The 17,763-nt window shown below is 72.2% G+C and carries 12 protein-coding genes; 8 read left to right on the top strand and 4 right to left on the bottom strand.

Annotated elements, in window-relative coordinates:
• Positions 1 to 93 precede the first annotated feature (93 nt).
• The 3 genes from ACSMTC_RS32545 to ACSMTC_RS32535 all read left to right on the top strand — a co-directional run bounded on the left by ACSMTC_RS32545 (position 94) and on the right by ACSMTC_RS32535 (position 3,777).
• On the top strand, positions 94 to 462 hold the full coding sequence (locus tag ACSMTC_RS32545; protein ID WP_436563321.1) for a YciI family protein: 369 nt from the start codon (positions 94 to 96) through the stop codon (positions 460 to 462).
• A 364-nt stretch (positions 463 to 826) separates the two neighbouring features.
• Positions 827 to 2,080, top strand: a complete 1,254-nt coding sequence (locus ACSMTC_RS32540) for an RNA polymerase sigma factor (RefSeq protein WP_436563320.1) — start codon at positions 827 to 829, stop codon at positions 2,078 to 2,080.
• Between the two features lie 158 nt (positions 2,081 to 2,238).
• Positions 2,239 to 3,777, top strand: coding sequence for an MFS transporter (locus ACSMTC_RS32535; RefSeq protein ID WP_436563319.1), 1,539 nt, complete (start codon positions 2,239 to 2,241; stop codon positions 3,775 to 3,777).
• 211 nt (positions 3,778 to 3,988) lie between these two features.
• Here the strand turns inward: ACSMTC_RS32535 and ACSMTC_RS32530 are convergent, their stop codons facing one another.
• Positions 3,989 to 4,357: a YciI family protein gene (locus ACSMTC_RS32530; RefSeq protein WP_436563318.1), complete on the bottom strand. Its 369-nt coding sequence runs from the start codon at positions 4,355 to 4,357 to the stop codon at positions 3,989 to 3,991.
• Positions 4,358 to 4,715: 358 nt separating this feature from the next.
• On the opposite strand from ACSMTC_RS32530, the gene ACSMTC_RS32525 reads away from it, so the two are divergent.
• On the top strand, positions 4,716 to 4,877 hold the full coding sequence (locus tag ACSMTC_RS32525) for a hypothetical protein (protein WP_436563317.1): 162 nt from the start codon (positions 4,716 to 4,718) through the stop codon (positions 4,875 to 4,877).
• A gap of 67 nt (positions 4,878 to 4,944) precedes the next feature.
• Positions 4,945 to 5,358: an SgcJ/EcaC family oxidoreductase gene (locus tag ACSMTC_RS32520; RefSeq protein ID WP_436563316.1), complete on the top strand. Its 414-nt coding sequence runs from the start codon at positions 4,945 to 4,947 to the stop codon at positions 5,356 to 5,358.
• Between the two features lie 136 nt (positions 5,359 to 5,494).
• Here ACSMTC_RS32520 and ACSMTC_RS32515 read toward each other — a convergent pair whose 3' ends face one another.
• Together ACSMTC_RS32515 and ACSMTC_RS32510 are read right to left on the bottom strand one after the other, a co-directional pair.
• Positions 5,495 to 6,292, bottom strand: coding sequence for a TIGR03084 family metal-binding protein (locus tag ACSMTC_RS32515; RefSeq protein WP_436563315.1), 798 nt, complete (start codon positions 6,290 to 6,292; stop codon positions 5,495 to 5,497).
• 214 nt (positions 6,293 to 6,506) lie between these two features.
• On the bottom strand, positions 6,507 to 8,003 hold the full coding sequence (locus ACSMTC_RS32510; protein WP_436563314.1) for an MFS transporter: 1,497 nt from the start codon (positions 8,001 to 8,003) through the stop codon (positions 6,507 to 6,509).
• A 431-nt stretch (positions 8,004 to 8,434) separates the two neighbouring features.
• On the opposite strand from ACSMTC_RS32510, the gene ACSMTC_RS32505 reads away from it, so the two are divergent.
• The 3 genes from ACSMTC_RS32505 to ACSMTC_RS32495 all read left to right on the top strand — a co-directional run bounded on the left by ACSMTC_RS32505 (position 8,435) and on the right by ACSMTC_RS32495 (position 12,159).
• On the top strand, positions 8,435 to 9,115 hold the full coding sequence (locus tag ACSMTC_RS32505; RefSeq protein ID WP_436563313.1) for a TetR/AcrR family transcriptional regulator: 681 nt from the start codon (positions 8,435 to 8,437) through the stop codon (positions 9,113 to 9,115).
• Between the two features lie 488 nt (positions 9,116 to 9,603).
• Positions 9,604 to 10,356, top strand: coding sequence for a helix-turn-helix transcriptional regulator (locus tag ACSMTC_RS32500; protein WP_436563312.1), 753 nt, complete (start codon positions 9,604 to 9,606; stop codon positions 10,354 to 10,356).
• A 798-nt stretch (positions 10,357 to 11,154) separates the two neighbouring features.
• Positions 11,155 to 12,159, top strand: coding sequence for a methyltransferase (locus ACSMTC_RS32495; protein ID WP_436563311.1), 1,005 nt, complete (start codon positions 11,155 to 11,157; stop codon positions 12,157 to 12,159).
• Between the two features lie 177 nt (positions 12,160 to 12,336).
• Here ACSMTC_RS32495 and ACSMTC_RS32490 read toward each other — a convergent pair whose 3' ends face one another.
• The gene (locus ACSMTC_RS32490) at positions 12,337 to 17,604 is read right to left on the bottom strand and encodes a type I polyketide synthase (RefSeq protein ID WP_436563310.1); all 5,268 of its coding nucleotides are present in this window, start codon (positions 17,602 to 17,604) and stop codon (positions 12,337 to 12,339) included.
• Positions 17,605 to 17,763 lie beyond the last annotated feature (159 nt).

The following is a 17,763-nucleotide window of genomic DNA, read 5'->3' as shown; positions in this document are numbered from 1 at the left end:
AAATTTTTCCGGGCGATGTCGAAAGCGCCGACCGGGCTCCGACATAGGGTCACAAGGGCGCACCGGGCGCCTCGCATCATTAGGAGCAGCACCGTGAAGTACCTGCTGATCATGCACATGAACCCGGCGGTCTGGGACTCCCTGTCGGAGGATGAGCGCAACGAGGTGATGAGCGGCCACGGCGCCTTCATGTCGAAGATCAAGGAAAGCGGGGAGTTCGTCTTCACCCAGGCGCTCGCCGCGCCCGGGCAGAGCTCCGTCGTCCGGGTGCGGAACGGGGTTCCCGCGGTGACCGACGGCCCGTACACGGAGGCCAAGGAGTTCCTGGCGGGCTACTACGTGATCGACTGCAAGGACCGCGACCGGGCCCACGAGATCGCCGCGATGATCCCGGACGCCAAGGTCGAGGGCCTGGGCATCGAGGTCCGGGAGATCGTCTTCTCCGACGGCTCGGCCGCGTGAATCCTCCGCCCGGGGGACGCCCCGTCCCCCGGGCCCCGGGTCCTTCGGACGAGTTGCTCCGCCGCCGCAACGCGCCGCCACCGCGTGCTACCGTGACGCCACTGGTATCGACCAGTACGTATCACTCTGGATGGTCTGACGTCGGATGACTGCCTTAGACCGACCGGCAATAGGGCCCGCGGCGTCGCGTGCCGATAGCTCTCGCCTGAACGCACATCCCTCGTCGCGCGCAGCGCCGCTGCGCTCTCCTCACGATGCACGCCCAGACTCGGCTCTCACCCCGCTCCTTCACCCACGCTCCCTATTGCCGGTCGGTCTTAGCCCTTCCCCGCCCAGCGGATTCCGGGGAACTCCCGGGTGCGCGGTGAACGACGGTGACGACGCCGGCGACCTCCTGCGTGAACTCATCCCCCAGGTCGTCTCCAACCTGACCAGGCGTTACGGCAGGTTCGAGGCGTGTGAGGACGCCGCCCAGGACGCGCTGCTCGACGCCACGGTGCAGTGGCGCAGGGACGGGATCCCGGACAACCCGCTCGGCTGGCTGATCACGGTCGCGCAGCGCAGGCTCACCGACCGGGCGCGCAGCGACATCGCACGGCGGCGCCGGGAGGAGGCCGTCGCGGCCCTGGCCCCGCCGGACGGGTCGGCCGCGCCCGGCCCGGACGACCGCCTCCCCTCGGACCGGGACGACTCACTGATCCTGCTCTTCCTGTGCTGCCACCCCAGCCTGTCCCCCTCCTCCCAGCTCGCCCTGACGCTGCGGGCGTGCGGCGGGCTGACCACCGCCCAGATCTCGCGGGCCTTCCTCGTGCCCGAGGCGGCCATGGCGCAGCGGATCAGCCGTGCCAAGCGGCGCATCAAGGCCGCCGGCGGCCACTTCACGCTGCCGCCCGCCGCCGAGCGCGCGCAGCGGCTCGGTGTCGTCCTGCACGTGCTGTACCTGATCTTCAACGAGGGGTACGCCAGTTCCTTCGGCGCCGACCTCCAGCAGGTGGAACTGACCCGGGAGGCGATCCGGCTCACCCGTGCCGTGCGGCGGGCGCTGCCCGAGGACCCCGGGGTGACCGGGCTGCTGGCGCTGATGCTTCTCACCGACGCCCGTCGGGCGGCGCGCACCGATGCCGAGGGCCGTCTGATCCCGCTCGCCGAGCAGGACCGCGGCCGCTGGGACGGCCAGGCGATCAAGGAGGGCGTCGAGCTCACCACGGAGGCGCTGGCCGGGGATCCGCTGGGGCCCTACCAGCTCCAGGCCGCCATCGCCGCACTGCACGCCGAGGCGCCGAGTGCCGGGGACACCGACTGGCGGCAGATCGTCATCCTGTACCGGCTGCTCGATCAGGTCTCGCCCAACCCGATGGTGACGCTCAACCACGCCGTCGCGGTGGCCATGGCCGACGGCCCGGACAGCGGTCTGGAGCTGCTCCGCCCGCTGGACGACGACGCCCGCATCGCCGACCACCACCGGCTCCACGCGGTGCGCGGGCACCTGCTGGAGATGACCGGTGACCGTGCCGGGGCCCGCGCCTGCTACCGGGAGGCGGCCCGCCGCACTGCCAGTCTCCCCGAACGCCACTACCTGGAGTCCCGGGCGGCCCGCCTGGCCGGGGACGACGCCTGATCCAGGTACGCCGTCCGGGTCCGCCGTACCGCCCGGGAACGCTGCGATCCGCGCCACCGGCAGGGGTCCGGCGGAGAATCCCGCGGCCCATGCGCAAGATCCGGTCTCCGGCTCCGACGGACGAGTGAGAAGGGCACTCACGGAGAGGGAGGCTGATCATGTCCGTCACTGTGGCGGAGAGCAGCCCGTCGAAGACGGAGCACAACCCCTGGCTCGGACTGGTGGTCCTGGCCTTGCCGACGCTGGTGGTCGCACTGGACGTCAACGTCCTGTTCCTGGCGCTGCCACGGCTGACCGCCGATCTCGGCGCCGACAGCGTCCAGCAGCTCTGGATCACCGATGCGTACGGATTCATCGTCGCCGGGCTGGTGATCACGATGGGCACACTCGGGGACCGGATCGGACGGCGCCGACTGCTGCTGGCCGGTTCGGCGGCGTTCGCGGTGACCTCGGTGGCCGCCGCCTACGCGACCGACCCGGTGATGCTGATCGTGACCCGTGGGGCGCAGGGTGCCGCCGGGGCGACCCTGATGCCGTCCACGCTGGCGCTGATCACCAACATGTTCCGGGACGACCGCGAGCGCGGTAAGGCCATTTCGGCGTGGGCGACCTGCCTGTTCGCCGGGGCCGCGCTCGGGCCGGTGGTCGGCGGCGTGCTGCTGGACCACTTCTGGTGGGGCTCGGTCTTCCTGCTGGCCGTACCCGTCATGGCGGTGGTGCTGATCGCGGGTCCGCTGCTGCTGCCGGAGTTCCGCCCCGAGCAGGCCCGGCGGCTCGACCCGGTGAGCGTGGTGCTGTCCCTGCTGGGGATCCTGCCCGTGGTGTACGGGATCAAGGCGCTGGGCGTGGGCAGCGGGTCCACCGTGACGGCGGTGGCGGCCATCGTGGTGGGCGCCGTCTTCGTGGCCCTGTTCGTGCGGCGCCAGCTGCGGCTCGACGACCCGCTGCTGGATCTGCGGCTGTTCACGACGGATTCGGTCGCCCTGATCGTGACGGCGCTGGTGCTGGCCGGGATGGTGATGGCGGGGATCGGTCTGCTGGTCACCCAGCTCCTGCAGACCGTGCTGGGGTACTCGCCGCTCCTGTCGGCCTGGTGGTTCGCGCCGATGGGGCTCGCCGTGGCGGCGGGGACGATGTGCACGCCGGCCCTGACGCGTTCGGTCAGGCCGCGGACCGCGCTCGTCGGCGGCCTGGTGGTCTCGGCGGTGGGGGCGTCCTGGCTCGTCCTGGCGAGCGACGATCGGGGGGTGTGGCCGGTCGTGGCCGGCATCGCGATCCTCGGGGTGGGGACCGGGCCGCTGTTCGCGCTCGGTACCGGCCTGGTGGTCGGCTCGGTGCCACCGGAGCGCGCCGGTTCCGCCGCCTCGATGAGCGAGACCGCCAACTACCTCGGCGGGGCGCTCGGCCTGGCGCTGCTCGGTACGGTCAGCGCCGCCGTCTACGGCCACCGCATGCGTGGCGCGGTCCCCGACGGGCTGTCCGCCGAGGGGGCGGCCCATGCCAGGGCGACCGTCGCGGGTGCCGTCGCCGAGGCGGCCCAGCTGCCGCCGGAGTCCTCGGCCGCGCTGCAGCGGGCCGCGCGCGAGGCCTTCGTCAGCGGGCTCAACCTGGTCGGCGCCTTCTCCGCGGCCGTGTTCGCGCTGCTGGCCGTCCTCGCGGCGGTGTTCTTCAAGCAGAGCGGCGGCGCCGGGGAGTGACCCCGGGGCGGTACGCCCGACGACCCTGCGCGTCTGAGCGCGCGCGGGGGCGTCGGCCGTTCCGCTCCTCGTCCTCGGTCCGAGGGCGCGTCCACCCGATTACTCGCGGCGGGGCTCTGCGGCCCCACGCGCCGCGGCCCCACGCGCCGCGGCCCGTCCGGGAGCCGGTGGTCGCGCGGCTTCCGGACGGGCCCGGTGTGAACACCGCGCGTCACATCTCGACCCCCGCCGAGAACATGACGGGCCGTACCTCGATGCCGAGCCCGTCGATCCGGGCGTCGGGGATCATCGCCGCCAACTCCTGTGCCCGCTCCTGGGTTTCGCAGTCGACCAGGTAGTAGCCGGCCAGGAAGAGCGCGGTGTCCTGGAGCGGGCCGCCGGTGACCGTCACCGTCCCGTCCTTCACCCGCACCACGGAGCTCCGCAGCGGGTCGGCGAGGGCGTGGGTGGAAAGCATCTCGCCGGCCTCCCTGATGGTCTCCTGGAAGGCGCGGTGCCCTCGCGCGATCTCCTCGCGCTCCGCCTCGGTGAGGGCATCCCACGCGCTGCGGTTCATATGCATGATCAGTAAGTACCTCACGCCTGCGCTCCTGACGGCTTCGACGCCACCTTCGGACGCCTCTCACCCCGTCGTCGGAGTCGGCGTGCCGCTCTCGACCTCGGCCGGGCGGTGTCCTGGGGGTTCTCCCGGCCGGGGGGCGAGCACGTCCGGGGAAGTGGCCCTCGGGCGGGGCAGGTTCGCGTCGATGTCGAATCTGACAGCATGTCAGATCCTTGGTGATGAGCCCGTGGCACACCCCACCGGAGCCGGAAGCGGCCCAGAGCAAGCCGGGAGTGGTCCGGCATCCGCGCGACGGGCGAGCATCGAGGTGTCCACCGGCTGAGCGCAGGCGATGACCGCTCCCGGGCTTCCACCGCCCTCGCGCTCCGGAGAAGTGATGGACCTCGCACTCACGCCGCCCACCACCGGCCCGGCCCGCTCCCCCGAGCCGATCCGGCGCACCGCCGTCCGGACGGAACGTCCGGGCCTCGCCACGGCGTGGGAGCCCCGGCAGAAGCCACCGGGAGACGGCACCGGCCGACTCCGCACCACGACCTGATGACACGTCGGCCGCTTCGGGGTGAGACCGCCCCGGAGTGGAAGATTCGGACGAAGGCAGGGATCTGATGAACGACACCAGCAAGACAGCCGCGACGGCGAAGGAGGCGGTCGCCGTCCTTCCGCAGCGCATCATCGCCGCCTGGGCGAAGCACGATGCCGAGGCCTTCGCGGCCGTCTTCACCGAGGACGCGACGATGGTCCTGCCCGGCGTCTACTGCAAGGGCCAGGCGGCGATCCGGTCCTTCCTTGACGATGCCTTCCGGGGCGCGTTCAAGGGCACCCGGGTCACCGGCACGCCGATCGACCTGCGGTTCCTCTCCGAATCGGCCGCCGTACTGGTCACCGAGGGCGGCGTCCTGGCACCCGGGGAGAGCACGGTCCACCCCGACCGCAAGATCCGCGCGTCGTGGATCGCCGTGCGCAACGGCGACCAGTGGCGGCTGGCCGCCTACCAGAACAGCCCCTTCGGCGAGGTGTGACCCCTCCCGTGCGGCGCCGCACGGGAGAGCCGGCCGGGCAGGCGCCCGGCCGGCTCTTCGCGGCTCGGCGCGGCTGCTGCTGCCCGGCGTCGGCGCGGAGTCGGGTACGGTCCGGCCGGGCAGGCGGGTGCGGCGGTCAGCGCCCGCGGAACTGACCGGGCGTGCGGCCCGGCCCGGCCGGGCCGCGGTAGGCCTGGGCGATGTCGAGCCAGGCCTCGGCGTCCTTGCCGCGGGCCGTCAGAGCGAGGTCGTCACGGTGCCGCCGCCTGGTCACCAGGAGGCAGAAGTCGACAGCGGGGCCGCTGATGCGCTGGTCCGCGTCGGCGGGACCGAACTCCCACCGTGCGCCCGACGGAGCGGTGACCTCGAAGTGGAACTCGGTCTCAGGCGGCGTGAGTTGGTGCGCCTGGTAGCCGAAGTCCCAGGTGCGGACGGCGAATTCGACCAGATAACGGAGCCGGTCGGTGTGCTCCCGGCGCACCGCGAGCGTGTCGGCGATGTCCTGGCCGTGTCCGAACAGCTCCATCATCCCGGCGGCGGCGAGGACGGGCGCCGGCAGCGGACGGACCAGCCACGGCACCGTCCGGCCCGCCGGGACGGCCGCCAGGGCCTTCTCCGCGGCCCTGCGCTCGACCTGGAAGCACTCCAGCAGGACCTTCGGCGCCTTCGCCAGGTAGGGCCGCAGCACCTGCTGCACCGAGCCGTCGAAGTCCCTCCCCGCGCCCGCGGCGACCTCCTTGAACGCCTCGGGATCGCCCGCCGCCTGGCCCGCCATCCTGAAGGTGGCCGTCAGGTGGGCGATCTGGTGGGCGATGGTCCAGCCGGGCGCCGGCGTGGGGCGCGCCCAGTCGGTCTCCGCCAGGTCGGCCACCAGGGCCTCGACGGCCTCGCCGTCTGCCGCCAGTGCGTGGATCACGTCCTGTGAGTCGGCCATGCCTCTTCCTTCCGTTGGGCGGTTCAGAGAGCACCTGACGTCTTCTCAACTCACAACCAAGACTGGTGAGTTGAGCGAGATCAGTATCGGCCGCCGGAGATCGGCGTTCTTCTCCGCCCTTGCTGTGCACTCGCGCCCGCGCCCCGGCACCCCCTCGCGCGCTCGCACCGCGCCTGTGCGCTCGCGTCTTTCGCCCTCGGCCGGGGCGCGGCGGTCACTCGGTCACCGCGCCGAGGGCCGGTGCGGCGAGCCGGTGGCGGCGGCTGATGTACCAGGCGGCCGCGCCGCACAGCAGGGCGAGAGCGGAGACCGCCATCAGGACGTCGGAGGCCGAGGACACCAGGCCCGCCAGCAGCAGCGGTCCGCACAGGCCGCCCAGGCGGTTGAAGAGCGAGACCCACCCGGTGGTCCGGCCGCGCCGTTCCGGGGCGGCCAGGTCCGCCGCGATCGGGAGGAAGATCGCGGCCATCGAGTTCACCGAGAACAGCGCGGCCACCAGCGCGCCCGCGCAGATCCAGCCGACCCGGGCCACCGCGCCACTGGCCGTGAGCGCCAGCAGCAGCACGGCGGTGACGGTGGCCAGGCCCGCTGCCATGGAGGTCGGGCCGAACCGGCGGTAGCCCAGCATCAGCAGCAGGGCGCACGGGACCATCGCGATCGCCGCCACGGTGAGCATCAGGTTCGCGGTGCGCACCGGCACACCGCCGACCCGGGCCAGGCTCGGCACCCAGGTGGTGAGGCCGAAGGTGAGCAGTCCGATCAGGGTCGCGAAGGCCCGCTGCAGGCCGTGGGTGAGAGCGCGTGCGGAACTGGGGACGTGGTGGACGGCCGGTGCGCTCCGCGTCGCTGGGACGGGGGCGGGGGCGGGGGCGGACGTGTAGTCGGGTACGAAGGGGGCGAGGAGGGCCAGGACGGCGCCGGTGGGCGCGCCGATCAGCCAGAGGATCCGCCAGCCGAACACCGGCTCCAGCCACAGTGCCGAGCCGGCCGCGACCAGGTAGCCGACCGCGGTGGCGACGACGGAGAGCGCCACCACCACCGAGCCGCGGACCTGCCCGCCGGCCGTCTCGGTGAGCAGGGTGATCAGCAGCGGGGCGAGGCCGCCGACCGCCAGGCCCATCAGGCCGCACATCAGCAGGTTCCCGTGGAAGGAGGGCATCGAGCCGCACATGCTGGTGGCGGCGAAGCCGAGGGTGGCGATCAGGTAGGAACTGCGGCGTCCGATCCGGTCGGTGAGCACGCCGAACAGCAGCGCTCCGGCCGCCGTCCCGCTCAGTCCGCAGACCGCCAGCAGGGAGGCCGTCCGGGGGTCGAGACCGTACTCGGCCCGCATACCGGGGATGACGAAGCCCAGCGTGGAGGTCTTGCTGATGTCGATGGTCAGTGCGGCCGTGCCGATGACGGCGACCACCAGCCGGCCGCGCCGGCCCGGACGGGCGTCGGCCGAGGCGGATCGCGGCCGCCCGCGCAGGGCGGCGCCGGCCACGACGAGCAGCAGTCCGCCGATGGCGATGAACATCTCCGGCATCCTGGACAGCGGCATGCCGTGCAGCTTCCGTCCCGTGGCGGACGGCATGGGCGCCATCGGCATCGCGGGGTCCATGGCGAAGGCGTGCTGGAAGGCCATCGCGCAGGAGGCCAGCACGATCACGCTGCCCAGGGACAGGAGCAGCGTGGCGCCGGCGGTCCTGCCTGAGGTTGTGGTGGACAAGGGGCGGCCTTTCGGTCGAGGGCTACGGCGATGAAGTCAGGCTGTCCAGAACACCGTTGGGAATACTGCCAGTTGACTTTTCGGGTACCGGATGGTTTCGGCCGGAGCTCGCGGCGTGCCCGCCGGCCCTCCGGGTCGACCGGAGTGCCGACCGGACGGCGCCGGGGAGGAGATCCGCGAGGAGGACCGCGAGGAGGACCGGAAACTCGACGCGGGCCCGGCGATGGGTCGTCTACATGCCTACTCCGACGGTGAGTTGACCTGGGATGTCGCTCCTGGGCCTGCCCGGTGGAAAGATCCGCCGGGCAGGCCCCGGGTGCCTGGCGAAGCTACGCCGGGTGCCGGTGGGCCGCTTCTCGTATTGTGCTGAGATCCGGAGGCTGTGGACCGCGAACGGCTCTGGCATAACAGTGTTTTGCTTGACTGGGGGGATGAGTCCGCGTCGCTCGGATCCCAGCGCCCGACCGGCGCTGGTGGACATCGCCGCCCGGATACTGGCGGAGGAGGGGCCGCAGGCGCTGTCCGCCCGCCGGATCGCGAGCGAGGTCGGCACCTCGACGATGGCCCTGTACACCCACTTCAACGGGATGCGCGGGCTGGCGCGCGCCATGGTGCACGAGGGGTTCGCCCGGCTCCAGCACTACTTCACCCGGGTCGGGCCCACCGACGACCCGGTGTGCGACCTGGCGCTGCTGGGTCGGGCGTACCGGTGCAACGCGCTGGCCAACCCCCATCTGTACGCGGTGATGTTCGGAGGCTCCTCGCTGGCCGGGTTCTCGCTCGGCGAGGAGGACCGGCAGTACGGCCGCTACACGCTGACCGGGGTGGCGGAGTGCGCGGCCCGCTGTATCGAGGCGGGCCGGTTTCGGGCGGCGGATGCCGAGCTGGTGGCGCATCAGATGTGGTCGGCGGTGCACGGTCTGGTCGTGCTGGAGCTCGGCGACTACCTGATCGAGCCGTGCGGTGCCGATCGCCTGCTGGAGGAGCAGCTGGTGGGGCTGATGGTCGGTGTCGGTGACACCCGGGAGGCCGCCACCGTCTCGGTGGCGGCCTCCGCGGGGCGGCTGCAGAAGGAGGTGGTGGCGGTGGTGGCCGATTCAGGGCGGGAGTAGTCGGCGGATCAGTGCCGAAATCCCGGCAGATCTCCAGTCATCGGGATCTACCGGCGGTTTTCCGCCGGGAACTCACGCCGGATCCGGCATGTCCCGGCCGCCGACACCCGGGCCGTTTTCGCTTGTTCACCACCAGCACCGTGCGCGCACCACCCCCTCAATCGCATCTCCTGCATTACTGCGACTGTTCAAACACAACCGGCCAGTATCCCGGCCCATCGGCGTGCCTAATGAAAGTGTCAGAGGCCCGTTGCACTGACCATGCACCCCTGCTACGGTGATCAGTTATTATCGCGGCGATACGCCCCGTCATCGCCGTTTTCCAGGGGGGAGGGGCAGGTTTCGCACGCTCCGGTAGTTCCGACGGCCACCTGCCATCCCACCCGGCCACAGCCTTCACCAGGAAATCAATACCTGAGCGGAATTCTGTTGACCCATCGGTACAGCGAGAACCTGGAGTCGACTTGAAACCAGCTATCGAGCAGGCCGTGACCCGGGCCATCGAGGTCATGCACGAGAACATCGGCGAGCTGCTGACCATAGACGATATGGCGCAGGCGGCCATTTACAGCAAATTCCACTTCTCCCGGGAATTCCAGCGGGTGACCGGAGTCTCGCCGAGACGCTTTCTCTCCGCCATACGCATCGAGGCCGCAAAACGCCTTCTCATCGAAACGGCGTTCACTGTGACGGAGATCAGCCACCGTGTCGGTTACAACAGCGTCGGCACCTTCAGCTCGCGGTTCGCCAGCAGCGTCGGCGTCTCCCCCACGATGTTCCGTCAGTTACGCGGTTTCACCACCAGCATCGAGGTCGACTCCCGCCGCTGGAGCCAGACCACGGAACTCGCCACCGTCCGCGGTGAGATCAGAGCCCCCGTCGCCGGAGAGCTCGGCCGTGTCTTCGTCGGACTCTTCTCCAGTCGCATCCCGGAGGGCCGGCCGGCCGCCTGTACCGTTCTGCCCCGCCCCGGCAGCTTCCTCCTCGACCACGTGCCGACAGGGACCTGGTACCTCCTCGCGCACTCCGTTCCCGCCTCCTTCGACGAGGTCCTGACCGGCGACCACGAGGTCTCCGTCGGATCCGTCGGCCCCATCGAAATCAGGCCGGGCGTGCCGCTGTTGCCGCTCGAGCTGCGCCTGCGCCCCGTGCGCACGCTCGACCCGCCGGTCCTGCTCGCCCTCCTGGACGTCCGTGCGGCGGCCTTCACCAAGAACGCCAGGATCTCCGACGCCGGCTGAACCGCCACCCGGCACGTCCCGGACGCACCGCGCCCGCGACACCGGCCGCCGCGAGCCCCACATCCGGCGCACCGTCCGGCGACACCGCGTTCCATGGTTTCCCGGCGGCAAGACCCGTCCGCATTCCAACGAATCAGGCGTGTCACACCGCCCGCGATTCCAGCCGGTATGTGGCGGACGACAGTACGGATACGGTGCTCCCCGGTGCCGACCGTCGGAAACTCACCGCAGCACCGGACCGCGTGCCGAACCCGACCGTTTCAAAGGACAGCGCGAAATCGCACGGGATCTCCGTCCCATCGACTCCCAGGAGGATCAGTGGCCCGGAATGCCGACCTCAGGCCCGGGTCCGCGAACCACCCTGGAGTCAAGCCGGAGCCGGTCCAGGTCGTGCGTTACGGAACCACCTGATCAGCTTTCAGATCAGAGGCTCCGTGACGAGCCCGCCGTCGCACAACCGCGCGTCTTTCCAGGCGACTTGCCGGAGCATTCGACAACGAGATGGGATCCGGTTCATCGAGCATGATGTGAGAACCCGCAGATCGGGCACCACCACAATTCCGGAACCGCTACCGAGCAGTGTCAGAACTCCGCGGTGTTCCATCGTCATGATGGGCCGTCGCCGCGGTTGTCCCACACACTGATCAGATCACTGACCGGATAGACGAAACCGACCAGGAGACGGCCCTCGCCGCATTCGGCCGAGTGTATCCAGGGCCCCTCGAATCTTCAGCATGCGGGAATAAGGCGGGAGTTCCACGACCGCCTACGCTCGCCCCAGGCGAAGGGAGAGCACAGATGGCACAGGAGAAGGCAGGCCGCGTCGGTCTGCGGGCGCTGGCCGACCTGGCGACGCCGATGGCGGTGCGGGTGGCAGCCACCCTGGGGGTGGCGGACCAGGTCGCGGCCGGCCGGCGGACCGTCGGCGAGATCGCCGAGGCGGTGGGGGCACACGCGGACTCACTGGACCGGCTGCTGCGGCACCTGGTCACCGTCGGCCTGTTCACCCGCGACGGGACCGGCCGCTACCACCTGACCGAGTACGGCGAGCAGTTGCGCGACGACCATCCGGCGGGGAGGCGGAAGTGGCTGGACCTGGGCGGCGCGGTCGGCCGGGGGGACCTCAGCTTCGTCGACCTGGCGCACAGCGTGCGGACCGGCGAGCCCGCGTACCCCCTCCGCTACGGCATGCCGTTCTGGGACGACCTCGGCGCCGATGCCACGCTGTCGGCGTCGTTCGACCGGCTGATGACCCATCATGTCCAGCTCGACGACACCGGGATCACCGATGCCTACGACTGGGCGGCGCTGGGGCACGTCGTGGATGTCGGCGGCGGCAGCGGCGCGCTGCTCGGCGTCCTGCTGGCCACCCACCCCGCGCTTCGGGGCACGCTGGTCGACCTGCCGGGACCGGCGGCGGCCGCGCGCCGGCGTTTTGAGGAACAGGGCGTGTCCGACCGGGTCGAGGTGGTGGCGGGCAGCTTCTTCGACCCGCTGCCGGCCGGTGCGGACGGCTACGTACTGTCCACGGTGCTGCACGACTGGAGCGACGACCACGCCGTGGCGATCCTGCGGCGGTGCGCCGAGGCGGCCGGGGAGAAGGGCGTGGTACTGGTCATCGAGGCGGTCGGCGCGGACGGCGAGTCGGTCGGCACCGCGATGGACCTGCGGATGCTCGTCTACTACGGCGGCAAGGAGCGCGGTCTTGCCGAACTCGGTGAACTGGCCGCCAGAGCAGGGCTCGTGGTGCGCGCGGCGCACCCGCTCGGGTATGTCTCGGTGCTCGAACTGGCCGCCCGCTGATGCCGCGACCAAAGAGATGTCTCTTCCCTCTCCAATGAACTGACCATCAGTCAGCAGACGTCCCCTGGAGTCGAGTCGGCGGACTCGGCCCCAGGGGACGTCGCTTGGTACACGGCTGCCGGACGGACGCGCGGCCGGCCCCTCCGGTGGACGGGCCGGCCGCGTGCTCGTCGGCGGTCAGCCGTCCTGCGGCCGCAGACTTTCGGCGATCTGCCCCGACAGGGCCGCCACCGTCGGCTTGGCCCACAGGACGGTCGGCGGGAGGTCGAGCCCGTACCGGCGCTGCATCCGCACCCGCAGCGCCACGGTCATCACCGAGTCGACGCCCAACTCGACCAGTGGCCGCTTGACTTCCACGTCCGCCGGGTCGAGGTTCAGCTCGGCCGCCACCTGCTCCCGCACGTCGGCCGTGACCCGCTCGAGGACCTCCTCGGCGTCGAGGCCCGCGAGTTCCGCCGCCGCGAACAGCTGGCCGCCCGCACCCGCCTCGGCCTCACCCGAGACGGTGAGCTCGCGGAACATCGGCAGCCGCGGGGTGTGTACCGGGGTCGGAACCACCCGGAGGACGGCCTGGTAGTCCGCCTGGAAGCGGTCGGCGAACACCCAGGCCGCGAACGCCTCGGACACCGAGACCGCCTCCAGGCCACGGGAGTTGGCCTCGAACATGGTGGTGGCGATGTCGGCCGACAGGCCCAGCCCGCGCCAGGACGTCCAGCCGAGGCTGCGCGTCTCGGTGTGGCCGCCGGAGTTGCGGTGCGCGGCCAGCGCGTCCAGGAAGGAGTTGGCCGCCGCGTAGCTCGCCTGGCCCGACAGCCGGGCGAACTGGCCGCAGGAGGAGAACAGCACGAAGAAGTCCAGCGAGCCGGGCGGGAAGAGCCGGTGCAGCACCATCGCACCGCGGACCTTGGGCGCGAGCACCTCCCGGAGCCCGTCCAGCTCCACCTTGTCGACCAGGGCGTTGTTGACGACACCGGCGGCGTGCACGATGCCGCGCACCGGCGGCAGGCCCAGCGCACCGGGCGTCAGCGCCGCCGCGACCTGCTCGGCGTCGGTGATGTCGAGCGCGAGCACCGTCACCGTCACGCCGAGCGCCTCCAGCGCGAGCACGCTGTCGATCTGGCGGCGCAGGTCGGGGTTGCCGACGGTGTCCCACTCCGCGCGGGGCGGCAGTCCGTGCCGGCCGGTGAGCAGCAGCCGCCGCGCACCCCGGTCGACCAGCCATCTGGCCACTTCGAGCCCGAGCGCCCCCAGTCCGCCGGTGATCAGGACCGTACCCGAGGGCGAGCACTGCAGCGGCGTCCCGTCGGCGCTGCGCTCGATCCGGCTGAGCCGGGCCGCCTCGACGGCGTCCGGGGTCAGCGAGATGACGTCCTCCGTGCCCGCGGCGGAGCGCAGAACGGCGAGCAGGCGCGCGCCGGTGCCCGCCTCCACGGCCGGGATGTCGACCGTACCGCCCCACAGCTCCGGGTGGTCCCCCGCGATGATGCGGCCCACTCCCCACAGCGGGCCGTGCGCGACGGACCGCTCGTCGTGGGCCGCCCGCACCCCGCTGGTCAGGCACCACACGCGCTGCGGGGCGAACCGCCGGGCAGCGTTGGCCTGGAGTTCGGCGACGCGCTGCACGACCCTGATCAGCGTCCAGGCGGCCCGCTCGGCCGCCTCCTCCAGCGGCTCGCCCGCCGGAGCCTGGTCGGGTACCACGAGGACCGCGCCGGACCGGGTGAACAGTTCCGCCCGCAGCTGGGCCTCGGGCCCCTGACCCGCGATCTCGCAGGGCACGCCGGCGGCCGCGAACTGCCGGGCCAGCGGGCCGGTCAGCCCCGGGTCCCCGACGAGGACCACCTGCTCCACCGCGTCCGCGCCGGGCTCGGTGTCCGGCAGCGGCCGCCACACGATCTCGTGCACCAGGTCCCTCGGCAGCACCGCGGTGCCCAGGTGCTCCACCGCGGCGAAGCGCAGGCCGACGACCTCGCAGACCACCTCGCCGTGCTCGTCGGCGACCCGGACGTCCACGGTGTCGTGCGGCGACCGGGGCGAGCGTGTGCTGTGCACGGCGATCCGCGCGGGCGGCTCGCCGCGCCAGACGACCTTCTCGATCGAGCGGGACATCCACAGCACGGAGGCGTCGCCCGGCGCCACCACCATCGCGCTGATCGTCAGCGCGCCGTCGACGACGTGCGCCCAACTGCTCGCCCGGGTCGCCGGGGCCGGTTCGATGGTGAGGACGGCGAACTGCTCCTCGGCGTCGTGGCGCAGTTCCTCCATGTCCCACGGGAAGGCGTAGCCTTCGACGCCCATCCGTCCGAACATCTCGTCGGCCCTGGTCAGCGAGCCTTCGGGCAGCCGGGCGCGGAGTGCCGCGGCGTCGATCCGCCCGGCCGGGGGCCGGGCGCCCGGATCGAGGGTCGCGGTCGTGTGGGTGATCCACTCGTCGCCGTCGTCCGCCGCGCCCTCGTCGGCGATCCGCGTGGCCAGCGACAGCGACCTGCCCTCACGGACGATCTGCACCACGCGCGGCGGTTCCACCGCGAGCGGGGTGCGCAGCAGGATGTCGGTCAGCGCGGGCGGGTCGGCCTGCTGGGCGGCGGCCGCGAAGGTGTTGATGATGGACGCGGCCGGGGTGACCTCGACGCCGACCAGCCCGTGGCTCTGCGGGTACGGCCTGGTGGACATGTCGAGGCGGGTCTGCCAGACCTGCCGGGACGGGGAGCCGCTGACGGTCATCCGGCCGCCGAGCAGACTGTGGCTGTCGGGGTCGTGGCCGCTTCCGAGGCCGGCGTCCGCACCCTCCTCGCCGAAGATCCAGTACGGGCGGTGCTGCCAGGCGGCGGCGGGCAACGGGAGCGGTTCGCCGCCGCCGTGGTCCCGGGACCAGTCGATCGCCGCGCCGTGGCAGTGCAGCGCGGCCATGGTGCCGAGCAGCGTCCCGGTCTCGTCGGTGTCGCGCCGCAGCGTGCCGGCCACGGCGCCGTCCTCGATGTCGAGGTCGAGCAGGGTCTCGCGGATCGAGTGGGCCACCACCGGGTGCGAGGAGATCTCCAGGAAGAGGCGGTGGCCGTCCTCGACCGCCGCCCGGACGGCCTCGGCGAACCGTACCGGCTGCCGGAGATTGGCCACCCAGTAGTCGCCACCGCGGTCCGCCACCGAGCGCGGGTCGTCGAGCGCGGTGCTGTAGAGGGTGACGGCCGGCGGCCGGGGGTCGAGCCGGCGGGCGGCCTCGGCCACCTCGCCGGCCACCTCGTCGACGTGGCGGCTGTGGAACGCGATGCCGGAGTCGACGGTCCGCACCCAGATGCCGGCCTCGGCCCAGCGCTCCACGATCCCGGCGACCTCCGCCGTGCCGCCGGAGACGACGGTGGACTGCGGTGCCGCGGATATCGCGGCCTCGGCGCCGTCCTCGCTCCGCAGCCGCTCCCGCGCCTCTTCGAACGGCAGGCCGACCATGGCCATGGCGCCCAGGCCGTCCAGGCGTTGCAGCGCCGCCGCACGGCGGCAGGCGAACCGGGCGGCCTGCTCCCGGTCGAGGGAGCCGGCGACCACGGCGGCGGCGATCTCGCCGACGGAGTGGCCGATGACCGCGCCGGGCTCGACCCCGCGGCTGCGCCACACGTCGGCGAGGGCGATCTGGACGGCGAAGGTCAGGGCCTGGACGTGCGCCGCCGTCCACGGGCCGCCGTCACGGATCGCCTCGCGGGGCGTCCAGCCGAGCTCCTCCCGGTAGACGTCCCCGAGCGCGTCGATCGCCGCCGCGAACACCGGCTCCTCGGCGAGCAGTTGGCGTCCCATGCCGGACCACTGGGCCCCGTGCCCGGAGAACACCCAGACCACCTGGCCCCCTCGGCCGGGTGCGGTGCGGGCGGAGGCGGTTCCGGAGCCGGTGCGGCCCTCGGCCAGGGTGCGCAGCCGTTCGGTCAGCTGCCCGGCGGAGGTGGCGACGACCGCGGCCCGCTGGGCCAGGTGCGACCGGCGCAGCGCCAGGGTGTGCCCGACCGACGGCAGGTCCGCCTCGGGGCGCTCGGCCAGCCAGTTCGCGATGGAGCCGGCCAGGGCGCGCAGTCCGGCCTCGGAGGCGGCGGAGACGGGGTACACGGCGGGCCTGGCGGCAGACGCCCGCCCGGCCGGGGACGCCGGGCGCCCGACGGGCACGGGGCTCTCCTCCAGCACGAGGTGGGCGATGGTGCCGCCGACGCCGTAGCTGGACACCCCCGCCCGCCGGCTCCGCCCGCCGGCGGGCCACGGCCGCACCTCCTTGACCAGGCACAGGCCGTTGGCCTCCCAGTCGACATCCGGCCGGGGCTCCTCGTGGAGGCTGGGCGGCAGTTGCCCGTGCCGCAGCGCGAGCACCGTCTTGATGACGCCGGTGATACCCGAACCGCCTTCGACGTGGCCGACGTTGGGCTTCACCGAACCGATCAGGCAGGGGTCCTGGGGGGAGCGGTCCGCGCCGAACACCCGGGCCAGTGCGGTGATCTCCTCGCCGTCGCCGGTGGGCGTGCCGGTACCGTGCGCCTCGACGTAGTCCACGCTGGCGGGGGCGATCCCGGCCCGCCGGTAGATCTGCCGCAGCATGTGCTCCTGCGCCTCGCTGTTGGGCGCCATCATGCCGTCGGAGCGGCCGTCCTGGAACACTCCGCTGCCGCGGATGACCGCGAGGACCGGGTTGTGGTCGCGGCGGGCGTCCGAGAGGCGCTTGAGCACCAGCACCCCGGCGCCCTCGCCGCGCCCGTACCCGTCGGCGCTCCGGTCGAACGCCTTGCTCCGGCCGTCGGGGGACATCGCGCCGGCGGCGTCGAGCGCGACGTTGAGCGCGGGGGTGGCCATGATGTTGAGGCCGCCGACGATGGTCAGTCCGGTCTCACCGGACAGCAGGCTCGTGGAGGCGAGGTGGAGTGCCGTCAGCGAACCGGCGCAGGCGGTGTCCACGGCCATGCTGGGCCCGCGCAGGTCGAGGAAGTACGAGACCCGGTTGGCGATGCCGTAGAAGGTGGTGCCGTTCACCGCGTAGGCGCCGGTGCGGGGGATGTCCTCCAGCAGCCGCCGACCGTAGTCGTTGGAGTTCGCCGCGACGTACACGCCGGTCTCCGTGCCGCGCAGCGAGAGCGGAGCCACACCCGCGTCCGCCAGCGCCTCCCAGGTGAGTTCGAGCATGAAGCGCTGCTGCGGGTCGAGGAAGTCGGCCTCCCGGGGGGAGATGCCGAAGAAGTCCGCGTCGAAGCCTTCGATGTCGTCGAGGAACGCGCCGCGGCGAATGGTCTCCCGGATGACGGCGGTCGCCCGTGGGCTGCCGGATGCGTACGGCTTCCAGCGTTTCTCCGGCATCTCGCCGACCGTGCTCCGGCCGTTGACGAGGAATTCCCAGAACCTCTCCGGCGAGTTGAGGTCCGGAGCATACCTGCAACTCATGCCGATGATGGCAATTGCTTCGTCGGGTACTGCTGTCTCCATCGATTCCCTCGCTCCTGTTCAGCTCACCGAGCGGACACGACGCATCAGGAAGAGCTCACACGGGGGCGATCCACCCCACTGGTTGACAGGTTCTGCTTCGCGCCGCCGGGCTGACAACTTCCGGCATGCTGCGCCCCGGCCGCCCGTAAATCCGCTGGT

Source organism: Kitasatospora sp. HPM-01-4, assembly GCF_051374625.1.
Lineage (GTDB): Bacteria > Actinomycetota > Actinomycetes > Streptomycetales > Streptomycetaceae > Kitasatospora.
The sequence above is the reverse complement of the archived record's forward strand: the minus strand, read 5'-3'. Positions and strand labels throughout refer to the sequence as shown.